The 23,205-nt window shown below is 59.9% G+C and carries 18 protein-coding genes and 2 pseudogenes; 7 read left to right on the top strand and 13 right to left on the bottom strand.

Annotated elements, in window-relative coordinates:
- A complete protein-coding gene (locus HNQ08_RS17685) occupies nt 1-1,020 on the bottom strand; it encodes an ABC transporter substrate-binding protein (protein WP_184135071.1) in 1,020 nt (339 codons plus the stop codon).
- A 216-nt stretch (nt 1,021-1,236) separates the two neighbouring features.
- Here HNQ08_RS17685 and HNQ08_RS17680 point away from each other — a divergent pair, with 216 nt between their 5' ends.
- From HNQ08_RS17680 to HNQ08_RS17670, 3 genes are read left to right on the top strand one after another with little or no spacing between them, the layout of a single operon-like run.
- Nucleotides 1,237-2,643, top strand: coding sequence for an extracellular solute-binding protein (locus HNQ08_RS17680; RefSeq protein WP_184135068.1), 1,407 nt, complete (start codon nt 1,237-1,239; stop codon nt 2,641-2,643).
- A gap of 10 nt (nt 2,644-2,653) precedes the next feature.
- Nucleotides 2,654-4,261 (top strand): sensor histidine kinase, encoded by a 1,608-nt coding sequence (locus HNQ08_RS17675; protein ID WP_221284277.1) that lies wholly within the window; start codon nt 2,654-2,656, stop codon nt 4,259-4,261.
- Entirely contained in the window at nt 4,258-4,938 is a 681-nt protein-coding gene (locus tag HNQ08_RS17670) for a response regulator (RefSeq protein ID WP_184135064.1), read from the top strand. The genes HNQ08_RS17675 and HNQ08_RS17670 overlap by 4 nt, the downstream gene beginning before the upstream one ends.
- A gap of 345 nt (nt 4,939-5,283) precedes the next feature.
- On the opposite strand, the pseudogene HNQ08_RS17665 reads toward HNQ08_RS17670, so the two are convergent.
- The 5 genes and pseudogenes from HNQ08_RS17665 to HNQ08_RS17645 all read right to left on the bottom strand — a co-directional run bounded on the left by HNQ08_RS17665 (nt 5,284) and on the right by HNQ08_RS17645 (nt 11,559).
- A pseudogene (locus HNQ08_RS17665) lies at nt 5,284-6,034 on the bottom strand (IS6 family transposase).
- A gap of 264 nt (nt 6,035-6,298) precedes the next feature.
- A complete protein-coding gene (dnaE, locus tag HNQ08_RS17660) occupies nt 6,299-9,445 on the bottom strand; it encodes a DNA polymerase III subunit alpha (RefSeq protein WP_221284276.1) in 3,147 nt (1,048 codons plus the stop codon).
- A gap of 2 nt (nt 9,446-9,447) precedes the next feature.
- The gene (locus HNQ08_RS17655) at nt 9,448-9,687 is read right to left on the bottom strand and encodes a DUF6504 family protein (RefSeq protein ID WP_184135059.1); all 240 of its coding nucleotides are present in this window, start codon (nt 9,685-9,687) and stop codon (nt 9,448-9,450) included.
- A complete protein-coding gene (locus HNQ08_RS17650; protein WP_229790219.1) occupies nt 9,684-10,910 on the bottom strand; it encodes a Y-family DNA polymerase in 1,227 nt (408 codons plus the stop codon). The genes HNQ08_RS17655 and HNQ08_RS17650 overlap by 4 nt, the downstream gene beginning before the upstream one ends.
- A 19-nt stretch (nt 10,911-10,929) precedes the next feature.
- Nucleotides 10,930-11,559 carry a LexA family protein gene (locus tag HNQ08_RS17645; protein WP_184135053.1) on the bottom strand — a complete coding sequence of 210 codons (630 nt, stop codon included), beginning with the start codon at nt 11,557-11,559 and terminating at the stop codon, nt 10,930-10,932.
- A gap of 97 nt (nt 11,560-11,656) precedes the next feature.
- On the opposite strand from HNQ08_RS17645, the gene HNQ08_RS17640 reads away from it, so the two are divergent.
- The 3 genes from HNQ08_RS17640 (at nt 11,657) to HNQ08_RS17630 (ending at nt 13,518) form a co-directional block, all read left to right on the top strand.
- The gene (locus tag HNQ08_RS17640) at nt 11,657-11,971 is read left to right on the top strand and encodes a hypothetical protein (RefSeq protein ID WP_184135051.1); all 315 of its coding nucleotides are present in this window, start codon (nt 11,657-11,659) and stop codon (nt 11,969-11,971) included.
- Nucleotides 11,972-12,020: 49 nt separating this feature from the next.
- Nucleotides 12,021-12,692: a Type 1 glutamine amidotransferase-like domain-containing protein gene (locus HNQ08_RS17635; RefSeq protein ID WP_184135048.1), complete on the top strand. Its 672-nt coding sequence runs from the start codon at nt 12,021-12,023 to the stop codon at nt 12,690-12,692.
- 121 nt (nt 12,693-12,813) lie between these two features.
- Nucleotides 12,814-13,518: an N-acyl homoserine lactonase family protein gene (locus tag HNQ08_RS17630; RefSeq protein ID WP_184135046.1), complete on the top strand. Its 705-nt coding sequence runs from the start codon at nt 12,814-12,816 to the stop codon at nt 13,516-13,518.
- A gap of 471 nt (nt 13,519-13,989) precedes the next feature.
- On the opposite strand, the pseudogene HNQ08_RS17625 reads toward HNQ08_RS17630, so the two are convergent.
- From HNQ08_RS17625 to HNQ08_RS17615, 3 genes and pseudogenes are all read right to left on the bottom strand, one after another.
- Nucleotides 13,990-14,397, bottom strand: a pseudogene (locus HNQ08_RS17625) (IS6 family transposase); the annotation flags it as partial.
- Between the two features lie 614 nt (nt 14,398-15,011).
- Nucleotides 15,012-16,385, bottom strand: a complete 1,374-nt coding sequence (locus HNQ08_RS17620; protein ID WP_184135044.1) for a replication initiator protein A — start codon at nt 16,383-16,385, stop codon at nt 15,012-15,014.
- Nucleotides 16,386-16,707: 322 nt separating this feature from the next.
- On the bottom strand, nt 16,708-17,007 hold the full coding sequence (locus tag HNQ08_RS17615; protein ID WP_189366272.1) for a hypothetical protein: 300 nt from the start codon (nt 17,005-17,007) through the stop codon (nt 16,708-16,710).
- A gap of 913 nt (nt 17,008-17,920) precedes the next feature.
- Here HNQ08_RS17615 and HNQ08_RS27520 point away from each other — a divergent pair.
- Nucleotides 17,921-18,202 (top strand): helix-turn-helix domain-containing protein, encoded by a 282-nt coding sequence (locus HNQ08_RS27520; RefSeq protein ID WP_229790218.1) that lies wholly within the window; start codon nt 17,921-17,923, stop codon nt 18,200-18,202.
- Nucleotides 18,203-18,207: 5 nt separating this feature from the next.
- Here HNQ08_RS27520 and HNQ08_RS17605 read toward each other — a convergent pair whose 3' ends face one another.
- Genes HNQ08_RS17605 through HNQ08_RS17590 form a run of 4 tightly spaced genes read right to left on the bottom strand, consistent with a single transcriptional unit; the run spans nt 18,208 to nt 23,095 of the window.
- Entirely contained in the window at nt 18,208-18,612 is a 405-nt protein-coding gene (locus HNQ08_RS17605; RefSeq protein WP_184135039.1) for a hypothetical protein, read from the bottom strand.
- Nucleotides 18,613-18,671: 59 nt separating this feature from the next.
- Nucleotides 18,672-19,967 (bottom strand): site-specific integrase, encoded by a 1,296-nt coding sequence (locus HNQ08_RS17600; protein WP_184135036.1) that lies wholly within the window; start codon nt 19,965-19,967, stop codon nt 18,672-18,674.
- A 42-nt stretch (nt 19,968-20,009) separates the two neighbouring features.
- Nucleotides 20,010-21,683: a hypothetical protein gene (locus HNQ08_RS17595; protein ID WP_184135033.1), complete on the bottom strand. Its 1,674-nt coding sequence runs from the start codon at nt 21,681-21,683 to the stop codon at nt 20,010-20,012.
- Complete coding sequence (locus HNQ08_RS17590) at nt 21,680-23,095, bottom strand: site-specific integrase (protein WP_184135031.1); 1,416 nt, start codon at nt 23,093-23,095, stop codon at nt 21,680-21,682. Before HNQ08_RS17590 ends, HNQ08_RS17595 begins: the two co-directional genes overlap by 4 nt.
- Between the last annotated feature and the right edge of the window lie 110 nt (nt 23,096-23,205).

Below are 23,205 nucleotides of genomic sequence, written 5' to 3'. Positions count from 1 at the left end.
TTACCGCCGTGGTAATGGAAAGACCTCCTTGGTCCAGCGCGAGATGATGCGGGCGCGGGTGGCGCTCTCGCCCCACTTGCCGAAGTCGTAGTCGATCAGCTTGATCTTGTCCAGGTTGGGCGAGGCGGCGGCCACTGGGGTCTTGGCATTGGACTGGATCTGGAAGGATTCCACCGTCGCAGCCAGTTTCTGCGTCTCAGGCTTGAGCACGAAGTCGATGAACTGTTTGCCCGCCGCCGCGTTGGGGCCGTCCGTAACCAGGCTGACCCCGCCGATCTCGGTGCCCGTGCCCGCCTTGGGGGCCACCGCGCGCACCGGGAAGCCGCGCACGTTCTGGGCAACCGCGTCGTGCAGGAAGGTCACGCCCACGGCCACCTCGCCGCGCGCGGCCAGGAACGCCGCGCCGGAGCCGGGGCGGGTATAGCCGTTGCGCGGCACGTTGTTGTGAATCTTCTTCAAGAGGGCAAACGCCTGATCTTCACCGTAGATCTGGATCAGGGTGGTGATCATGGTGTAGGCGGTGCCGGAGGTGTTGGGGTTGGGCATGGCCACCAGCCCCTTGTACTTGGGGTCACCCAGATCAGGCCAGTCGGTGGGGGCGGGCAGGTTGCGTTTCTTGAGCACCGTGTCATTGACCGCGAAGCCCAGGGCCCCGGTGTACAGCGGAACGTAGGCGTCCTTGACCTGCTTGCGCAGGGACGGGTACAGCTCATTCCAGGCCTTGGGTTTGTAGAAGGTCAGCAGCTTTTCCTTGGTGCCTGCCTCGTGGACGTCGCCGGTGCCGCCGAACAGCACATCGAAACTGGGGTTGGCCTTCTCGGCGCGCAGGCGGGCCAGCGACTCGCCGGCCGACAGGCGCAGGAACTTGGCCTCACCGCCGGTTTCCTTCTTGTAGGCGTTGGCCACGACCTGGCACCAGTCAGCCTGGGCACCGCACACGAAGGTCAGGTTGCCCTGTGCGCCGGCGGTGGCCGCCGTGGCGAAAAGGGTCAGGGTCAGGATCTGTTTCATACGTCGCATGGAGTCTCCTTTGAACAGGGGCAGAACCAGAGAAAGGGGGAAAAACACCGGGCCGACGCTGCAACAGGGCAGGACAGACCGGAAGGACAGAATGTGGTTCAACGCCGAGTGTGCAGAACATGAGCAGCGAACTCAAGCTTTGGTGCATTGAGTTCACGCGCGGCGAAGCACCACAGTCGCGTGGGGCGGGGGAGTGGCCCCTACAATGCACCCATCATGGCCAGAGGCGAACCGATGGACGTCAGCAAAGGCGTCAGGCACGTCAAGCGGCGCGTCCTGTTGGTCGCCTGGCTGGGACTGGGAGGATGGACGCTGGTGGGAGCGGTTCTGGCGGGTCCAGGAGCGCCGGCGGCATTTGAGCCCAATCCGGTTCGGCCCCCTGAGCCGTCGCCTATCCGGGTCGATTTCTGGCACGTCTTTCCCGACGCCCCGCGCCGCCAGTGGATGCTGGACCGGGCCGCCGAATTTGGCCGCCTGCATCCCAGGATTCAGGTCCGGCCCGTGGCCCATGCCAATTACCCGCAGACTTTTCAGGCGCTGGCGACGGCCGCGCGCACCGGCCAGTCCCCCGCGCTAGTGCAGATCTCGGAGGCGGGCACCCAACTGGCGGTCGACAGCATGCTGTTCCGCCCCCTGCCAGCAGCGGCGGGGCGGCAGTTGCAGGACATGCTGCCCTCGGTGCTGAACTACTACCGGGTGGGCGGACAGCTGTATGGGCTGCCGTTTAACACCTCCTCCCCTGTGCTGTATGCCAACACGTCGCTGCTGCGCCAGGCCGGAATCACGGCGACCCGTTTGCCCGACACGCTCGAGGGGTTGATGCACACCTGCGCCACCCTGAAACGGGCGGCGAAACAGGTCGACTGCCTGACCTTCCCGGTGGACGCGTGGTATTTCGAGCAGTGGGCCGCGCAGCAGGGTGCTCTCTGGGTGGACGGCGGCAACGGACGTCAGCGCCGCGCCACCCAGGCCTTTCTGACCGGTGCGGCGGTAGAGCGGCCCCTGCGCTGGCTGGGGCAGATGAACCGCTCGGGCTTCTACGTCAACACCGGCAAGCGCGAGGATAACGCGGGCGTCACTCAGCTGTTCCTGTCGGGTCAGGTGGCCTTTCTGATGACCTCGTCCTCGCGCATCGGGCAGGTGCTGGGCGGCAGTGCGACGCGTGGATTCACGGTGCAGGTGGGCCAGATGCCGGTGCCCGTAGGCAGCCCGAGGCAGGGCGTGGTGGTCGGTGGCAGCAGCCTGTGGATTCCGCGTGAGGTCGCGCCCGAAACGGCGGCGGCGGCCCGAGCTTTCGCCCTGTACCTGACCAGCACGGCGAATCTGGCATCCTGGCACCGCCTCAGCGGCTACGATCCGCTGAGGCAGAGCAGCGTGGAGCAGTTGCGGGAGCAGGGCTGGCTTAGGGCGGGCGAGGCGCATACTGTGGCCGTCGAGCAGCTGCGACGGACGCGCCCCACGGCGGCCACGGCAGGTGCGCTGTTCGGCAGCTTCTATGAGGTGAGGGCGGTGCTTCATGCGGCCATCGAGCGGGTGCTGGTCGGCGCGGACGCGGCCGAGGCGCTGCGGGCGGCCAAGGCCAGGGCCGATCAGATCATTCGGGCCTACAATGCGCGGCTCTAGTCCGGCCCTGTTGCCCCCGTCTGACGCGGCCCGCCTGGCCCGGCTGTCCGTACCGCCGGCGCGCTGGCGCAGGCTGCGGATGTGGCAGCGCTTTTTCTTGAGTCAGGTGGCGGTCTTTACCTTGCTGATGCTGATTCTGGCGGTGGTGCAATACGCCTCGCTGACCTCGCACACGCGTCAGGAGTTCGGCGACCGCGCGCTGATGCTCTCGCGCACCATCGCCAGGACGCCCACGGTCAGAACCTACTTCACCCGCCCGGACGTGCCGCTGCGCATTGATCCCCTGTTGCGGCAGATCCAGGCGGAGATCGGCGCGGATTTCTTGGTGGTGGGCGGACGGCTGGGCATGCGCTACGCCCATCCCTTTCCGCCAGCGCTGTCACAGCGCATCAGCCAGGTGGGCGGGCTGGACGATGTGCTGGCCGACGGTGATCCGGTTGAGGTGGGTGTGCAGCAGTTCCGCGATTTCATCTGGGGAAAGGCGGAGATCCGGGACGCGGGGGGCCGGGTGATCGGTCTGGTGTCCACCGGCTTTCTGCTGCCCACCGTGCAGGCCGGCATCGCGCGGGTAATGTGGGGCCTGCTGCCGTGGTACGGCTTCGGCCTGCTGTTCGCACTGCTGAGCAGCCTGTACCTGAGTGGCCGGTTGCGCCGTGACCTGTTCGATCTGGAACCCGATCAGATTTCGGGACTGGTCTCCCAGCATCACGCGGTCCTGACGGGTCTGCACGACGGCGTGCTGGTGCTGGAAGGCGAGCGCGTGCTGCTCGCTAATCCGCGCGCCCTGGCCTACCTGCAGGCCGGACAGGTCACGGAGCTCCCGCCCCTGCCGCAGTTGTGGCCCGAGTTGCATGCCCTGCTGGGCAGTGCGGGCACGCCGTCGTTTCAGGAGCGGCCCAGTGTGTGGCGGCGGCAGCCGGTCTTGCTGACTTGCTCACCCCTCCCAGGCGATCAGCGGCTGATCCTGTTCCGCGAACGGGCCGAGGCGGTGCGGCTGGCCGAGGAGCTGACCCAGACCCGCCAGTACGTCGAGTTGCTGCGCTCGCAGACCCACGAGTTCACCAACCGCTTGCACACCATCGCGGGGCTGATGCAGATCGGCCGCCCCGAACTGGCTCTGCAGGTCATCCAGCGTGAGGCCGGGCAGGCGCAGCAGGTCAGCGACAGCGTGGCCGGGATCGCGCCGCCCCGGCTGGCCGCGCTGCTGGCCGGGAAGATCGCCCGCGCCCGTGAACTGGGGATTGACCTGCACGTCGATGCGGCGTCGGCGCTGGCCGACCACTGGCCGGAACCCGTGATTGACGCCGTCCTGCTGGCTGCTGGCAACCTGGCTGAAAATGCCTTCGACGCGTTGCAGGGCCAGCCCGAGCGCCGCATCACGGTCATGCTCGGCGAGGACGCCGAGGGCCTTCAGCTCGAGGTCCGGGACAGCGGCCCAGGCATGGATGTACAGCACTGGCAACGGCCGGGGTTTACCACCAAGGGGAGGGGACGCGGGCAGGGTCTGGCGTTGATCCGTCAGCACCTGCTGGGCCTGGGTGGCCAGCTGGATTACCTCAGAACCCCGGGCGAGAGTGTGTTCATCGTCAGCATCCCGGCAGCGCGGGGTGAAGCGTGACCGTCTTCTTGAGCCGCGTTGTGATCATCGAGGACGACGAACTGGTGCGGACCATCCACCGGACGCTGGTGGAGGATACCCCCGGCTTTCAGGTGGTCAGCGCGGTGGGCACGCTGGCCCAGGCCGAGCGGGACCTGCGGCAGCGGCAGGTTGATCTCCTGATGGTGGACATCTACCTGCCGGACGGCAATGGTCTGACCTGGGCCAGCCAGCTCCCGCGCACGCCGACCAGTCCGGACGTCATCATGGTGACGGCCGCCAATGATCTGCCGACCGTCCAGACGGCGGTTCGCAGCGGCGTCCTCGATTTCTTGATCAAGCCATTCGACCGCCAGCGTCTTCAGGCGGCCTTCCAACGACACATCCAGCGCCGCGCCGTGTCCAGCGCGGCGCACCTCACCCAGTCTGGAGTGGACCGCCTGCTGCGCCACGATCCGGTCACCCATCTGCCCAAGGGGATCGACGCCGCCACCCTGACCAAGGTGCAGCACCTGCTGGAGGCGAGCGCAGAGGCCTGGAGCGCCGAAGCGGCAGGTCAGCACCTGGGCGTGAGCCGCATCACGGCGTGGCGCTACCTCGAGTATCTGGTGGTCCTGTCCTTTGCGGTCGTTGATGTTCACTACCAGCCCACCGGCCGGCCGCTGAAGCTCTATCGACGGGCGCATGCACTGCCCTGAGACCGGCGATCGGCCCCTGTGCTGACCTTGCCGAGCCCTCCCGGAAACTGGCCCTGAGCATGCTGAAGACAGTGGGAGGCCGCCGCGATTGTCACAGCCAGCCCAACAAGCGTTCCTTTGGAGTGAAGCGCATTTCGCGGGCGGGACTGGATTTCATCGCCCCGCGGCGCTCGGCGGATCAGCAGGGTTGCAGCAACCAGGACCGACAGCAGGGCGGCGGTGACGATGTGGGCACCGCCATGGAGAGAAGGTGCTGGAGCGGTTGTGTCAATTTAACCGAACGTCATGTGGGTTCTGGCAACTTAAGTGCGAGCAGGCCACATCTCACTAGCGGCGGTCTGAAGTTCAGACCGCCATATCAACGGCGTGTCGCCAAGCCAGGTGGGCTTTCGACTGATTCAATCTTCGATTGCGCGCGGTGACAGTGGTTCGGGTGTGCTGGTGAAGATTCGAAACGCGGGCATCCAGGGCCAGAAATTCTTGTGTCTGTCGTGGTTTCTTGAAGCCCAGCCCATTTCGCTCCTGTTTCCGGGTCGGGCGGTGGGACTGTTCAATCAGATTGTTGCAGCGTGCAGATGAAATGACTTGGAAGTGCTCCACAGCGTGGAGCACCGGAAGCGCTCGAATGGCTGCCCTGTCACTCCACAGCTTGTCGATGTGAATGACGTCTGGGACGTCATATGTGATCAACAACTGTTCAAGAAAGCTCTGCGCCGCGTACGCATCCTGACGAGCTTGCAGGAGAACGTCCAGTACGGCACCGGATTCATTGACTGCCCGCCACAGCCAATGTTTCCTGCCACTGATTTCGACGAACACCTCGTCCAGGAACCACCGAGAATCCCGGCGTCCCCTCTCGGTGACGCAACTCTTGGGTGAGAAGCGGCGCGAACTTGATGTTCCACTGGCGAAGGGTTTCGTGGAGGAGTGGCGTCCTCATGGGCGTCCGTTCACGACGATGGCTGACGATGATGCCACGCTGATGCAGCAATTCTTGGACGTCTCGCTCACTGAGAGGAAATCGGTGGTAGAGCCAGAGGGCGTGCCCGATGATGCTGAGCGGAAACCGGTGTCGGTAAGGCTTGCGGTCAGTCACGGATGATCAGCCTACCGCTGTTAAGTTGCCAGAACCCTGTCAAGACACTCTCGACCCAGCGAAGGTTGCCCGGGGAGAAGCGGGAACCGCCAGGGTGCTGGCCCTGCTGGCCTTTGTACGGGGTGACCGACAGTTGGGCTTCCTATTGGATGGGTGGTCTGATGCCCTGGTGGACGACGGCAAAGCGCCGCTGGCTGCCCTCGAGCAGGACGAGGAACGGACCGGGACAAATACTGGCGGCCTCTTCGTGCAGGGCCGGCATCGTCAGTCTGCTGCGCTGGCCCAGCTGCCTAGCGGCAGTTCACTGAGCCGCCGCACGTTCAGCGTCACTGCCTGTCCCCGCACCGTTGCCTCCCCGTGCACGATCAACGCGCGGGCGTCGCGGAGCAGGACACGGTGGGCTTCCCACAGATCGGGAGAGATGATGGCCTGCACGCGGGCAGCGGCGTCCTCCAGCACGAAGAACGCAAAGCCTTTGGCTGTTGGAGGCCGCTGTTTCGTGACCACCACGCCCGCTGTCCACGCTTCCTGCCCGTGACGCAGCCCGCTCAGTGGCACGCAGCCCAGGTCACGCAACCGCGCCCGCCATGCGTCCAGCGGGTGCCGCCTCGATTCGGAGATGCCCTTGGTGTCCAGATCCAGGAACAGCCATTCGTCTGGCGAAAGGACGGACAACTGGGGCGGTTCGGTCCGGGGAAGGAGCAAACCACGTGTTCCAGGCTTGCGGGCGTTGGCGACCGTGTGCAGGACGTAGTACGCCTCGCGCCTGTTCTTCTGCGCGTCCACGCCATCGAACGCGCCCGCTTTCGCCAGGGTGTCCAGAGCGTCGCGTTTCACCTCTACCCGGTCATAGAAGTCCTCGACGCCCTTGTACTTCCCACCCGTCAGGCGTTCCTGCACGATCTGCCGCGCCGCTGTTTCACTCACGCCCTCCACCACGGTCAGGGGGAGCCGGACGGTCTGTTCGTTCTCGGCTCTGTACGACACACCTGAGCGATTGATGCACACGCCGCGCAGGGAAACGCCCCAGCGCCGGGCCTCGTGACTGACCGTTGCTGGAGGCCACAGGCCGGGCGCTTCGGTCAGAAAGCCCGCGAGGTAGGCCGCTGGGTGGTGCTGGCGCATCCAAGCGCTGGCATAGGCGTGCTGGGCGAAGGCATGAGCGTGGCTCTCGGCGAAGCCGTAGCCCTTGAAGGCCGCGCAGATGGAAAAGATTTTCTCCGCTTCCCAGGGAAACGCACCAGTGGTCAGAGCCGCTCCAGCAGTGAAGCTGTTCCTAAGTTGCTCCAGCTCGCTCTCGTCCTCGGTCTTGCTGAGTCTGGATCTGAATTTGTCCGCATCGGGCCAGCTATACCCCGCGTAATGGACCGCGATCCGCAGAATCTGCTCCTGAAACATCAGCGTGCCGTGCGTGGGGGCCAGGATGGTGCGCAGCGGTTCAGGCAGGTCTGGCACGGGTTCCTCACCCCTAGCCCGCCTGACGTAGGGGTGAACGGTGCCAGACTGGATCGGTCCCGGCCTGACGAGGGCGATCTGATGCGCGAGCTGGGTCATGTTCTTGGGTTGCAAGCGGGCCGTCATCTGCACCTGGGCGGGAGATTCGATTTGGAAGATGGCCAGGGTGTCCCCGCTGGCGATCCGCTCCCACACGGCGGGATCATCGGGCAAATCGCCGTATTCCACCCACTCCCCAGTCAAGCGCATCACCTCTTCTCGCGCACGTTCTAAAGCGGCCAGCATTCGCAGGCCCAGCAGATCCAGCTTGATCAGCCCCAGACGTTCGACATCGTCCTTGTCGAAGGTCAGCATCCGGATGCCGCCGCTGGAACGGGTCAGGGGCGAGTAGTGCGTTAACGGACTGGCGCTCAGCACCACGCCGCCGGAGTGCGGGGCCAGATGCCTGACGAATCCCGGCTCGATGTTCTCCAGCAGGGACAGCAAGTCGTCTTTGACGGGAGCCTCGCCCAGCACTTCGGCGAACACCACTTCCGCCTCCCTGGCGCGGTGAGGGCGGAGATGGCGGTAATCGCGGCCCAGGGCGCGGCTCAGGCGGTCTCGCAGGTCCGGGGGCAGGCCCAGGGCGCGGCCCAGGTCCTGCACGGCGCTGGGCAGGCGGTAGGTGATCTTGTTGGCCACCATCGCCTCTCCAGTGCCCTCGCCGCCCCAGCGGGCCTCCACCCAGCTCAAGACCTGATCTCTACGACTGGAAGCAATGTCGATGTCCACATCCGGCATAGAGACGCGCCCGGTATGGAGAAAGCGCTCGAACAGCAGGTTGTGCTTGATAGGGTCCGAAAGAGTAATGCCCAGCAGGTAACACAGCACACTGCCCGCTGCCGATCCCCTTCCAGCGGCGAGAATGCCGTGTTCCCGGCAGTAATCGGTCACTTCCGCTGCCGTCAAGAAGAAGCCCGCCATGTCCAGGGTCTGCACCGTGGCCAGTTCTTGCTGCAAACGGGTCTGGGCGGCTGGTCTGGTGTCCGGCAGATAGCGCAGGGGTAAAGCGGCAAAGGCGCGCTCCTCCAACGCCTCCTGCGGGGTCTGAAACACCCGCATTTTCGGTTCTGGAGCGTGCAGCCGTTCGGGACGCAAATCGAGGGCGCATTCCTCGGCCAGCTTCTGAGCATTCAAGAGCGCGTCTGGAAAGGGCAGCAAGCTGCCCCACTCTTCCGGTGTGCTGACGTGACGAGCGTCGTTACGGGGGCGCTCGGCGTGGGGAACCTCGACATCGATGCCCAGCCGGGCACAGGTCAGGGCGTCCAGCAGTGGATATTCGGTTTGCGCTCCCATGTTGATCTCGGGCGCGGCCACCACAGGCAGTTCCAGGTCGCGTGCCAGCCCACGCAGGTACTCCAGACGGCGGCGTTCGTTCGGCGCTGCGCCGTGGAACAGCTGCACGTACAAATCGAATGGGAAGGACTGACGCAGCGTTCGCAAATAGGCCGCTGCCCGCGCCATCTCTTTGCGCTCCCCCAGCACGGTGGGGAAGCCCTGCCGCCCCCCAGTGAAACAGATTAGATGATCGCCGCGGCGGGCCACCTCCTGCAGGCGTTCCACGGGCAGACCCTGTGGGGTGCTCAGGTGAATTCCGGTGATCAGTTCGCAGAGCAGCGCGTAACCCGCGCGATCCTTCGCCAGCAGTACCAGCGGGAACAGCTCGTGGGCTTCCCTTGACTTAGGTGGGGCAGGGAACAGCATGGGCAGGGTTACACCGATCACGGCATTGATTCCTGCCTCGCCCGCTGCCTCGCACATTTCCACGGCTCCCGCCACGCTGCACCAGTCGGTCAAGCCCACCGCGCTGTACCCGCGCTCCTTCGCCAGTCGGACCAGTCTGCGGGGGCTGACGGTGCTGCGGCCTTCCGAGAAGGAGCTCTGGCAGGTCAGAAGTGCTGGCAGAGGGCGATTCATCCTCAATCCTGAATCCGGGCCAGCCACCAGCCACCGCTGTCCTCGTGATGCAGTTCGGCCACCAGCTCGCCTGCCTGCACCAGATAGCAGTCCCGTGGAGCCTCACCTCGCCACCACCGTCCACCGTAACGCCACTGGTCCAGCACCCCTTGAATGGCATAGGCCCGTCCCTGCCACAGCAGTCGTCCCAATGCGCCTGCAGGCGTCAGGTGGACTTCCACAGACTGCTGCACCGCTTTCACAGCTGGGCACCCTCAAAGAAGGCCAGCGTGCGCTCCACCGCCTTCTGGTGGGCCTGCGTGCGAGTGAATGCGGGTTTCCAGCTCTGGCGCGGCGTCATCGGCGTGCAGCGCACCGTGCCCGTCAGCCAGTCCACCCACTGATAGCAGGCGTCGGTAGCGTAGGCATAGGGGTCCAGCCACTGCACCTTGACGAGTGCCTCGGGAAAGCGGTCCAGGACGTCTTTCGTGACTTCCAGCTCGGCCAGGGACGCCCATAGGCCCACCATCCGTCCTGGCTGCTGGAGACCGGACAGCTGGATCACCAGGGTCTCCACGCCCAGCGGGAGGGCATCGGTGTCACTCAGGGCGAGGCTGGCAATCCGGAGCAGGCCCGCGGGACCAGGGGAGCCTTTGACCTTGCGGGTGGCTGAAAGCTGGCCTCCCAACGTCTGGGCATGGACCGTCAGGTAGGCAGCGGCCCGGCCGCGCAGCTCGGCCAGGATCGGGGGCAGCAGCTCGCCCAGCACGACTTCGGCTTCAGCAGGTTCGTGCAGTGGTGCGTCCAGGTCCATGCGTGCCTCGATCACGCGGCCTGGCACGTACTTCTGAATAACTTTCGTGCGTTCGCCTCTCAGAAAACGGTTGACCCGCCGGCCCACGTCCACGCCGAGAAAAGCTTCTCGCTGCGCCGCGCTCCACTTCATCAGGTCCGCCAGGCCGCGCACACCGAGAAAGGCCAGCCGCTCAATGTGCGCCGGGGTCAGCCCGATCACTTCCAGATGGGCAGCGGGGGTCAACGCTAAAAAAGCTTTCTCTGCACTGCCGCTGTCGACGTCGCGGACCTCGCCGGGCCGGGCACGCAGGGCGGCGAGCTGGGCCACCTCCAGACTCTCGGCCAAGCCGACTGGGGCATGCAGAGCAGCGCCCAGTTCACGGGCGGCTGAAGCACTGATTTTCAGGAAGACGGTTCCTGGGACTCGTCCTTCCACTCGGTCCGAGTACCGGGCATAGAGCGTTTCAAGCACTTCAGCCCAGGCGGCAATTGCTGCTGGGGCAGTGATCATCTCTGCATGCAACTCCGGACAGCGGCTCAGTGCTGCGATCTCGCGCATCCCTGTTTGTACGCCGGCTTCTCTCGCCTCTGGGCTGGCGTATAGCACCCGTCTTGATTCGTTCAGGACCGCGACGGGCACACCAGGGTGCTGGCGGCCCAGCAGAACCAGTGGCCAGGGTGAGAGCGTCACGCAGGCCAGCGGCATCCTTCTAGACCCAACGGGCGCTGACCCGGGGCACGCCTACACCCACCCGGCCCACCATCTTGCCCTGGACCTGCACCTGTTCCGCTGGATAACTCATGCGCGGGATGTCCGGATTCTCCGACATCAGCACGATCTGATCGTGGAAGTGGTACAGCCGCTTTAAAGTGGCGGTCCCTTCGCCGGGCACCAGCACGACGGCCACCTCGCCGTCGTGAACCTCGGTGGTGGGCCGCACGATCACGTAGTCGCCGTCAAGAACACCGACGCCAGTCATGCTCTCACCGCGCACCCGCAGCAAGAAATCGCCGTTGCGCATGTCCAGCAGACTTTCCAGGCTGGGGGTGTAATCGTCGGGGGCCTGGTCCGCCAGTGCCGGAGGCCCCGCAGCAATCGAGCCGTAGATGGGTAAACCGTGGCCCAAGGCCACCTTGGCCCGGTCCGTGGCTACCAGGGGCGCGTAGCGCTCCGCACTCGGTTCCAGGTAGCCCAGACCTCGCAGGATGCCCGCCTGAAAACTCACCGCCTGCTTGGTCACGCCCACTTGCGCGGCGACAGCGCCCAGGGTGGCGTTGACCCCCAGTTGAAGGACGGCGTTCAGGATGGCGGTGCGGGTGCGGGTCAGGTCTGGGGGCATGGGATTTCACCTCGATTCTTGACCGGGATCAAGAAGATGGTGACAGCTTGCACCATCCCCTTGTCTCGTGTCAAGATAGCCATGAGGTGAACCACGGATGAGCGATGCAGAAGCCACGGGTTACACGCGCCAGATCGAGATTCGTCTGGTCTTTCCGGAGAAGATTCGTTACGAGCAGGGCAAGCCCGTGAAAGAGCCGGGACCGGACCCGGAGCGAGTGATCGCGGCGCTGCGCCCAGAGGTGGAGCAGGGGATCCAGCACAGGTACGGCGAAGAGACGGAAGTGGTGTTCCGGGTGGCGCAGTCTCCCAGCATCCGAGTCACAGGACAATTTGGGGAAAAGGCAGGGGTAACGGGCGCGTTTGTTCAGGAGATTCTGGACGGCGTCTTTGAGCATCTGGTGGTGGAGTAGGGCAGCGTCGCACCCTACGGCTTTCCGTCTCGCTCCAGGGAGAGAACCGATGAAATTTCTGCTCACTTCTGCCGGGATTAAGAATCCCAGCCTCCTCACGGCCCTGGTGGACCTCCTGGGCAAGCCGATCTCTGAAGCCAGCGCCCTGTGTATTCCCACGGCGATCTACCCCTTCCCCGGTGGGCCGGGCATGGCCCACAGGTTCATCAGCGGACTCACCAGCAGTCCCATGTGCGAACTGGGGTGGAAGTCGCTGGGCGTCCTGGAACTAACCGCTCTCCCCAGCATCGACAAGGCGTACTGGACGGCTGCAGTGCAGGAGGCCGACGCCCTGCTGGTGTATGGCGGTGACATCCATTACCTGTGTCGCTGGATGCGGGAATCTGGGCTGGCCGATCTCCTGCCGTCACTCCGTGAGACCGTCTACGTGGGCATTAGTGCGGGCAGCATGGTCACGGCCCCGGTGTTCGGCGAGACGTACGATGACCCGAAGCGGCCCTTCGTTATCGATCAGGGCCTGGGGCTGGTGGACTTTGCCTTGCTGCCACACCTCGATCACGAGCGCCACCCGGAGAGTTCCACGGTCAACGTGGCAAGAATGGCGGCCGAGGTCCCTGTGCCCACCTACGGGATTGACGACCAGACCGCTATCAAAGTGCTCGATGGCACCGTCGAAGTGGTCTCCGAGGGCCGGTGGCGGCTCTTTGCGCCCGCGAGCTGAGACGGCAAATTGAGCGGTTGATCGATCTGACAGAGATTCGCATGGGGCCTCGTCATCTGTTCGAGCTTCAGGCCTCGAATTTTTGCGTCCAAAATACACATTTGATTTCAGGGGGAAACCGATGAGCCACAATGGAGTGAAGCGTCTTTATCTGATGCAAGTTGGGATCATGCCGGACTACCAGATTCCGATCGTTTGCGCTCTGGTCCAGACGGAGGACGGCAAAAATATCCTGATTGATAGTGGCCTCCCAGAAGCCATCCCTGAAGAAGCCTCGGACTTCGAGAATGGGCAGGACGTCATTGAGCAGCTGGCGAGCATTGGCCTGGCACCGGAAGACATCGATACCGTCATTTCGACGCATTACGACATCGACCATGCCGGAAGACACGCCGCGTTCACCAGGGCGCAGTACGTGGTTCAACGTGTTCACCACGAGGACGCGGCGAGCAATCCACGTTTCGCGGCCCTTCGGGCGCAATGGGATCAGCCGATGGAGCGCATTCGGCTGGTGGATGGGGATACGGAACTGCTCCCCGGGCTGACACTGATTGAGACAAGCGGCCATGTGCCGGGCCATCAATCGGTGCTCGTTCGGCTGCCCAGAACAGGGACGGTGTTACTGACAATCGACGCGGTCCCCTTTGCTGCAGGCTTTACCCGTAACGGACAGGAGGACGCAAGCAACCCGGACGCCGAAGCAACCCGTGCCAGCACCCTCAAGTTGCTGGATCTCGCGGAACGCGAGCAGATCGGGCTGGTCATTTTTGGGCATGACCAGGCGCAGTGGACCGGGCTGAACAAGCTGCCGCAGTTTTACGAGTGAGGAGGAAAGCAGCTTTCCCTCCCAGCTAGAGTCACACTGGGCTCCATTACACGATTGGGAACACGGAAGGAATCAAAGGGGCTGCGGCTCGGTAACGAGCAATGCGAAGTTGTGGTGTAATCGATAAGAATCACCTTCAACACGTCATCGGGTGGACGCGGGTCTAGGGGACTGGGGACCGTCTCCCGACGGATCCCGAAGGTCCTGGCGAGACAGTGTTCACAGCGTCGCACAGGGCGAAGTTGTCCTTGGACGCGGCCATGGCGATCTGTCTCTCCTGAGGGTGTTGCCTTCACTCGGTGGGGGCATGAGCGTGTCGGCTCGATGACTCAAGGGGAATCGTAGGGTCCTCTCTTTTTGCCTTGCTCAAGCTGGCGCGGAGGCGGAGGAGTGGGGTTGGAGACCGCCCTCTTATCTGCGTAGTGCAGAAAACACATGGTGCAGCTGAATGTAACTGTTCCCCAAAGTTAAGTCGGTGTGGATGACGTCCGGCACGTCGCCCCTCCCCGAGTCGTCGTCGGAAGAATGATCTGGCGGCCTCGGTGTCACGGTGTTTCTGCAAGAAGACGTCCAGCACCGCGCCGTGTTCATCCACGGCCCGCCAGAGCCAGTGCCCTACCCCGCCGACGTCCACCCACATTTCGTCAAGGTGCCACCCCGAACCCCGGCGTCCCCTCCCGGTGCCGGAGCCCTTGAGCGAAGCGGTCACTGAACTTCATGCACCACGTGCGTACGGACTTTCGGGTCACGGCCACACCCCGTTCCAACAGCAGGTCTTCGATGTCCCGGGAGCTGAGGGTGAAGCGGTGATAGAGCGTTTGCGGCATAGCCGATGACTGCAAGGGGAAACCGGGAGCCGGAAAGCTTCTGACCACTCAACCCGCGCCACCCTACCAAGACAACTTGCCACAACCGGATCACTGAAATCGGTGAATCCGGAATGCCTAGGGTGTGTGCTCATGGGTCATGCGCGACACTCAGAGCGTGCATGGCGACCTTGACCTGATCCTCCCTGCCGAGGCAGCAGAACGCTTTCGGTTCCCACCAGACATTCGCCACTGGGGTTCAGAAACATTCGTGATTCCCAGTGAAGCATTTGGGATCGATCCCGCCTTCACCTTTCGGCAGGCGCCAGACATCCCCCCTTTCTTTCTTCCCTGGCTTCAGGACGTGACCGCGTGCGGTCAGCCGATACCCCTGTGTCATCTCAGCGCTCTTGAACTCCTCAATAGGCATGGTCCTCTGAACGAAGAGAACAGGGCCTGGGTAGCCTTACGGCATTTCCTGGAGGCCGTTCTCCCGCAGAGTCCGGCTTGGTGCTTCATTCTGTCGCACGCCAGCGAAGGCCCCTATGAGTTGGAGTCTGGCGATCTGTCCCTGGTGCTGCACAAGATTCAGAGGTATGGCGAGGAAGGGACCGGTCAGAGCTTCGTCGTTCGCTTCCCGCCTCCACCCTTCTGATCTTTCCCTGCAGAGTGCCATGAGCACATGCCCTAAGTCTTGAGCTGGGCTTTGAGCTTGACCACGAAGTCTTGCATTTCAAACGTTGCGGCCGCCCGCGTCGCTTCGTGGGCGAGACGCGCGGCCTGCATTTCCCCAGAACGGCACCGCTCCTGCAGCAGCTTCAGTTCATCAGTAGAAAGGGGCTTTTTGAGGAGGAGCAGCAAGGTGGCCCCCACCTCCTTCCACTGGTCTTTAGGGGCGAGCGCCAGCTGCTCAGCCAGACGGGTCTCGTACTGTTCATGGGCCTCGTTCTCGCTTTGAAGAATGCGGACTTTTTGGGCCTCCCGCGATTTCTCGGGATTGTGTGAATCAGGAAGAGTGCTGGGCAACTCGTACTTCTCGGAGTCGGCAATGATGTCAGCGATGAAGCCAGGTGGATTTCGAATGATTTTGCCCTGAGCTTTGACATGGTCGTAATACCTGACGGCCGCCTCGACGCGCTGCGGAAATTCCGTGGCGAGCTGAACCGCCCGTGGACCGCCAATACGGTACTCGCGTAGCAGACGGACCAGCGCAGGATCAGGTTCATTCTCCTGTCTGAAGACGTAGTCCAGGCGCTGATTCTGGCCCCGACCCACCACCTGAATATCTGTGAGGTAACCCGCAGCCGCGAGTTCCTCATGGGCTGTGTCCAGGGCGCGCATCACCTTGCTGGCCCGCTCCTCGCGGATGCCGCACGCCTCTCGCCAGTCCATCAAGGGCACACTCAGGGTGCGCAGCATGGTGCCGTCATCTGCATAGCGGTGGGCCTCGGCCAGACGATAGAGGGCGCGGGAATGGGGCTGTTCCAGATGGGTCAGCACTTCACGCCTCAAGGCGTGGGTAAAGCCAGCACGGATACTGGACGCGAGCTGATTCGAGAGCCGCACACTCAGCCGGGCGTCGGGCAGGAGTTCTGGCAGGTCACTGGTTTCCATGTCCCAGTACCGAAGTTCCTCAAAGAGCCTGAACGCCGCGTTGAAGCGGACTGGGCGGCCCGTCGGATCAACCCACCCCTCGCGAACGATGAACCCGGCGGCCCAGATGCGGAGAAGTCCTTCACGGATTCGCCGGAAAGCGCGGCCATTTTTAGTCATCATGGCCGCTTCGCGTAGAGCGTTGGGCGTCGTGTGGATCCAGTTGTCCTCTGGACTGCCTTGCGCAACAAAGAGTTGCTCGAGGCCGAGCATGATGTCGGTGTCGGCCCCGTGTGGGCGTCCCCGGGTTCCCTCACCATGGACTTCTACGGTGCGGCCACCCACCTGAAAATGACTGTGCCAGGTGGGCTCGGCAGAGAGCCGCGTCTGGATGCTGAAGAATCCCAGACGGTCCAGATTGCGCTCAGTGAGGAGTGGAAGGAGTTGGGGGGGCTTTTTTCGGTACATGTAGTTGTTTTTCCTGTTTAAGAATAAAAGAAAACAACAACAGAGAACTGGGCGTTTGCTGTCTCAGACGGTATTTTACGCCGGAAACGGCCCAAAGGTGTCCCAAATTCTGGATTCAACGGCCCAAAGGTGTCCCAAATTCTGGGTTCAACGGCCCAAAAGTATCCCAGATTGATCTGACGGAGGGGGAGGAGCGACAAACATGCTCCAGGTCGTGCAGAATCCTCAGATGGCCCAAAGGTGTCCCAAAACAACGGCCCAAAGGTGTCCCATCAACGGCCCAAAAGTATCCCAATGAGAAATACTGTCTGGCACGACGTTTCTAGATTTCGGCCCAAAAGTATCCCACAACTTTGGAAGGGCCGACGGCGGACGGAACTCTAGAACCACATATGAACGGCCCAAAAGTATCCCGCTTTTCGGTCAAAGGAGCATAGAGGTCGTCGACTGCCCTTTCTGTCAGATCGGGGGAGAGGTCCAGGATGTGATGCGATTCGTTTGCGCTGGTGATTCGCGTCATCTCTTCCGGCGTATTGCCGGAAGAGATGACGCGAATCACCTTATTTTTGGTTCTGAGGGCGAGGGCGGTCAGGTACAAATCTGTCTTCTGCTGCCCATCCACGCGTCACCCTTTGTGGCGGTTGACTAATGTCTGACTTAGACGAGGATTTTGAGCTTTGCTTATGCAAGCTGCATAAGCAAAGGAAAGAGCAAACTGTTGACCTGCACGTAAAAAAGAACAATTATGGCATCGGTTCGCGAAACATATCCTTTTAAGCAACATGCTTCTCGCCCGCATAAAACAGCGTGCTAGCGCACACTGAGGCATGATATTTGCTTGTGCATCGTGCGTAAGTAAGGGGTGGCCCGTTCAGGAGGGTGCGATCAACTGCTCAACCAGACCGATCTGCCCCTGCCGAACGGCGTCCCATGGTGTCGGCATGTTCGGCCGCCGTCCCCGGAGCGCCCAAGGTGCCCCCAGCATTGCCGCTGCCCCTGCCGGAGTGCGGCGGTCAATCAGCATCGATAGATCGTTGAGACGACTTACGAACGATGTCACTTCAACCCTATGTGCCAGCGCCGCATGCCGGAGTTCGAGCGAATCGAGATTCAGGGCACGTGCGAGTTGACGCGTACTGATCTCTCCCTCATCCTCTACGTTCCCACGGAGCAAGAGCGGGCGATACCACCCTAAGGGTTGCTGACTCACTACCTTCACCACAATGCCGGGGACTGACTTTCGGCCTTCGGGGCGCTGAAGAACCCATTCCAGCCACCTGTCACTGGGATCCAGCCGCACTGGTACGGCCAGCCGATTAAGGTGCTGCTCAACGAAACCTGCTATATCTGCCCAACACCATAACCCGTCGTCAAACGAGAGCCACAAATGGTCCGTATCGTCGATCAAAGCGTCCCTGATACTCGGGCCGGTTGTTACGGAAAGACGAGGCACATCTGGCATAAAGGTTCCTATTAAGCACCTTCAGCATACAGTTTTTTTCTCGCCCTAGCGCATTAATGCTAAATTCAACCCAATGAGACAGGCAAGTGCACTCCGGCGCCTGACACAGCAGTCAAATATCATTGCCGAACGTCTCCGACTGGCCCGCCGGTTGCATGATCCACCCCTCACTCTGGAAGCAACCAGTCAGCGGATTAAGGCCGTGAGCGGTTATTCAATCACCAAACACATGCTGATCAAAATCGAGAACAACCAACGTTCCGTCTATGACTACGAAGTCAGGGCTTTTGCTGAGGCGCTGGGTGTCGATGTCCGTTTTCTGTTGGGCATAACAGATCAGCCTGTGCCAGACTGAGGGATTCAGCCGATCTTCCCCGAGTCTCTCAGCTGACGCTCGAGCCGTTCTATCTCTTCCAGATCCCGCGTTGCAAGCTGGGCACGGAGTTCCCGGACATGCTCCTCCAGAACAAAGACCCGCATTGCGAGATCACGCTTTGACTTCGATAGCAGGCGGTGGAAGGCCTGCCTTGTATGACGGCGCGGCCGCAGATCTGAGATCAGTACGCAACTGAAATCCAGATGCTGCTCTACTTTGGATGGTTTTCCCAATGCAGCGCTCACTATCTCTGCAACTTCTGGATTTCGTCGAAAAGTTGTTGGATGTATTCCGATTCCGCCAGGATCCAAAAGGCGTGTTTCCAGGTGAATAGCCTGAACACTTGGTTTCTTGCCTTGCTTCACTAAGCTTGCCAACGCATCTGTCACCAGATTGATTGAACGCTCCCGACGTCGTTTCCAGGACTCTTCCAATGCCTCTGTGCCCATCAGACGCCTGCCCGCAGGGCTGTCATGATCCTGGCTTCCTGTTGGTCAAGCTCTGCTTCTGTCTGCTCAAGCCATTGTTGAAAGTCCATCTGCTCTATTTCAGCTACCGCGTCAGCCAGATGTCTTTCCAGCCGCCCAGCTTCCTTCCAGCCCGACTTGACTGCCTGGGCGTGCTGAGGCTTCAGAGTTTCAATGTATAACTCTGTCTCGGATCGCCGGGTGTGGTCTGGTTGCTTGAGCGCACACCCTGCACATCCCCGGGCAAGGTGGCACTCCCCAGGATAGGTACAGCGCCCGCCCAGGACGTACGATGGCCCTTGAGATTCGGAGCTCGACTGGGCTCTGGCATCGTCCTGCATCCACAAGTGTCCCTGAGTAGCAATGGAGGCGATCGTGTTAAATTCTTGCGTGCGGGTTGGCCGTGCGTAGTACCTCGTTATATCTACGTTTTTGTGGTTTAAAAGAATCTGGATATCCTTATCGTGAACCCCATTCATAGCGGCAAAATTAGCAAGTCCATGACGGAAATCATGGGTTTTTGGTAGAATTGCTCTCTCTTCTCCCCTACTACTCAAAACGGGCGTTCCATGATAAATGAAGGCCAGACATTTATTGAGTGTTTGAGAGGATAGCGCCTTCTGTCGTATCTGAAAGATGTATCTGCCTTCAGGAAGACCAAGCATAACACCATCATGGGCCATGATTTTTGAGGCGATGTCACCTGTGTATTGCCGATGTTGCCCAATTGCCTCAATAATCCTTAGCGCTTCTGCCGTGATGATTTTCGGCACAATAACTGAGGGTCTGCCTGACGTCCCTTTATGACCTTTCGGTAGGCAATTCATGACAACAACCTCATAACCGCGATGAAACTTTACTTCCAGGCAGTCGCTATCGAGGCGGAGTTGCAATTGTTCGTGCGCTCGGGCACCCCCGTAACGGCTCATACGGATTGACAGAGTCGCAAACAACACGGCGCTATACACAGGATTGATGGCGAAGACACAGCCTGCTGGCTTTTTCCTTGCCGCCAGCTCGGCGTTTCTTTCACGGAAGTATGTACCCAGCGTTGCACCATTTCCTAGAACACCATGCTGCAATCCTGCAAAACTTCGAAGTGGATAGCCCCATTGCTGCTCGAAGAGCATTGCACCTTCTGGTATTAGTCGGCTCTTAAGAATATCCTCGCACCACATGCCTTGCGCTGCACCAGTGAGTGATGTTGCCCCACGGTATTCACAGAAGAACTGCTCATCATCATATGTGAAACTGCTGCAAATTCCAGTGGTATGCATATGATAGAGCCGTTTGGTCCAAATGATGCAATGCCATGTTTCTTACAACCCAGGAATGTAGACGTCAAGTGGTATCTCTTGATTGACAACTTTCGGGTTCAGTTCAAGAATTGCTTCTCGGTAAGCAAGAGTCAGTGCCCGTATGGCAGCGTACCGGAGGTCGGCCAGTTGGTGCAGCGTAATCCAATTGTCTGCGATCCGTCCCCGTTGCTCACGGAGTCTCGCCCTCATCTCGGCAGAATGCGTACCACTACCTGTCTGGAAGACGGGCCTACGCGAAAGAAGTGGTATAAAATAGTGCTCTAGTTCTTTCACTTCCTTCGGGTACCGATTCTGAAGCTGAGATTGCGACTGCACCGCTGATTGGTAAGCTCTTGCTAATATTCTCAGCTTCGAAGAGTTGAAAGTGCTATCTTCTAGAAGCGAGATGATTTGTGCGGGATTAAGGACTTGTGGCTTATTTGTATCGCTCCTTAACTCAATAAGCTTGAAGATTTCAATCATACTCAAAATAATTGAATAGATAGAATTAGGTCTATGATGACGATTTATCAATAAGCTTAGTGCGACATATTCAAGATGAAGGCTATAAATAGTTTGGTTTGATGGTTTTCTTACTAATTCTAAAATTTTAGTGATGAATTTTCCTTCTTTCGAATCATCTTGCTCTGGTATTAGAGATCTGAGCATCTTCCATCCTTCCTTGACAGGCGGAAGTTGCTCGAGCATTAGCTCGCTTGGTACTTGAGAATCGATTTCTTCGAATGAAATTTTAGGAAAGAATTCTTCAAAATTGGGAAAAATATCTTTGAAGCCTCTATATTTCCTGAGAGATTCCGCTATTGTATATATAGAATCTAGGTGATCTTTAGTAAACGGATATGGTGGATATATGCCATAAGTCCCATTATCAAAAAAATAATACTCATAAGAAAGAAAATCATGCACTCGTTCTAGATTGTTTTCAATATAACTTTCTTTATGTCCTTGCTTCAAGGCCCAGAAAGTGTAAGCAGTTAAGTGCGGATACCAAGGAACCTGATCCATTCGCCTCATTTCACAAAGGAATCTTGTGAGAGCTGGACCAGGAATGGGAATTGGAGGGGCTCCAGTTAGAATTTTTTCTAAATTTTTCAGCGTCTTATCAGCTCTGATGTCTTTGCGAACATGAGCTAATGATGGTAATCGTCTTGAATCTGCTACCCAGCTAGATTCATAGCCTATCTTGAATTCAGATAGGAAAATCTTTTCGTGATTTGGAAGATCTTCAAAAATTTTTTTGCTAAAGTCTAAAATACGATGGAATCGTTCGATATTATACATTAAACCGTCAAGATTACTCTTAGGATCTCTGGCCCGAATGACGCTAAGTTTAACATGATAGAAAGTGTTGAGATTTTGTTTCCCCTTCGCTGCTCTTATTGCTTCTTCTAGGATATAGGCTGCCGATTCAAGGTCGCCCCAACGTAAATATAAAGGATAGTCAGAAGTAGCCGTCAATGAATAATGTGAACATACGAATAGAAAAGCCAATTCATTTGGTGCCCTGCTAGAAGATATAATTCTGGTTGCCGTTTTTATGCTCGAAATGCTAAACTCCGGAGATTTAAGGAATTTTACAAATTCTCCTGGGTAAATTTTAAACCCTGGACTTAGCTTATTAGGGTTTCTATCTATAAGATTTTGCCAAATGTCGTTCGGACTTCTTAAAGTCAAGAAGATCCCTCCTTTTGAAGAGCCAACAGGCGCCGGGTCATCTCTCCACTTTTCGGTGGCGGCACAGTAGGTGGTTGGAGCAACGGAAAGATGTTCTGTGTTAGGAGTTCTTGCAGTTGAGTCGTGATATCCATCACCCGTTCATATGTCCGGTGTTCATCAAGCGTTCGGTCGTAGACGGCTAGCATGTCCTCCGGGTATGCCCAGCCCATATACAGCCCCAGCGCCTCACGGTTCTTGCGGTACTGCGGAGCATCTCGCTCAAACAGCAGTTCAACCGCCTGCAGGTACATTGAGACAAACCAATGCCTAGCCTGGTGTGGCCGGACCTGAAGACCTGCCGTCGCCATGCGCGGACGCCAGGCCCCTTTCCGGTGTGCATTGGCGGTATAATCGCGTCCACCTCTTGTCAGGAAGACCGGAACCCTAGCAGATGGGCGGCCACTGGCACTAAGAAAAAGACGGTAGTGCTCTGGCGTGTAGTCCTCAATGCCCAACGCCCGTGCCCAAGCCTCGTATGCCTCCGTCAACGGATCCTGGAGGCGTCGCTCCGTCATAAAGTACCTGCGCAACAGACTTCCTGTTTCAGATCCGACGTGGACCGGCTTGATTGCGCTGCCATGCTTGCCCTTACTCGGCAACTTGAAGCTCGGTCCAAAGGCAGGACGTTTTTCGCCCACTGAGTAATCCCAGCCGCGGAACGTCAGCGAACAGATCTCACTGATTCTCGGCCCGCCTTCGAACAGGCAGCGGACAATGACTTGGTCCCGGAGCGGTGCCTCCGCAAATGCAGCCCTGACCTGCTCGTACAGGTCAGCGGCGTCCATCAGGAATTTTGGGGTCCAGTACCCGCCCTTGAACACGAAATACCGGTCAGGGTTACTGAGCTTAGGGCGAGGCAAGGTCAACCCACTCCAACTGGGCGGCAGTGGTGCTGGAAGACCATCGCCGGACTCCGCTGACGTAATGGTCAGGCGGAACGGCTCATCCTCATATTCGTACAGGCCAAGATGGCGCGCCGCTGTGTACACAGCCCGCAGACTTTCAATGACCAGGCGCAGATTGGGTGGGCCAACCTGGTCTGGATCTGGCTCCGCCCTCCAGTGGTCAGAGCGCTCCGTCAGTCGTGCTCCATGGGCTGCCAGATACTGACGGCCAGCCTGCCGCAAAGGCTGTGGCGGTGAGTTCCAGCACAGGCCGATAGACATTAGGTAATCCTCGAAATGCAGGGCGTGCCGGACATACTGCTTGGCACTGGCTGGCTTGATGAAACGCGTCAGACGCCGGTAGATCAGAGTCATGTCGCTGTGCAGTTCGCCGCTGCCCCGATAGACCAGCATTCCACCGTCGGCCAGCATGTGCAGGCGTGGGCGACTGGAAAACACAATTTCAGTTGCAGGCATCATCATCATCCGCTATGGTACCTATTAAGCACCAAGAAGGAGGAGAATGAAGCGTCGAGCGGATTGATCTGTACATCGCCAGGCGTGAGTGGCTCACTGTCTTGAGGACCGTTCAGGGG

It is taken from the genome of Deinococcus humi (genome assembly GCF_014201875.1).
In the GTDB taxonomy this organism is placed as follows: domain Bacteria; phylum Deinococcota; class Deinococci; order Deinococcales; family Deinococcaceae; genus Deinococcus; species Deinococcus humi.
The sequence above is the reverse complement of the archived record's forward strand: the minus strand, read 5'-3'. Positions and strand labels throughout refer to the sequence as shown.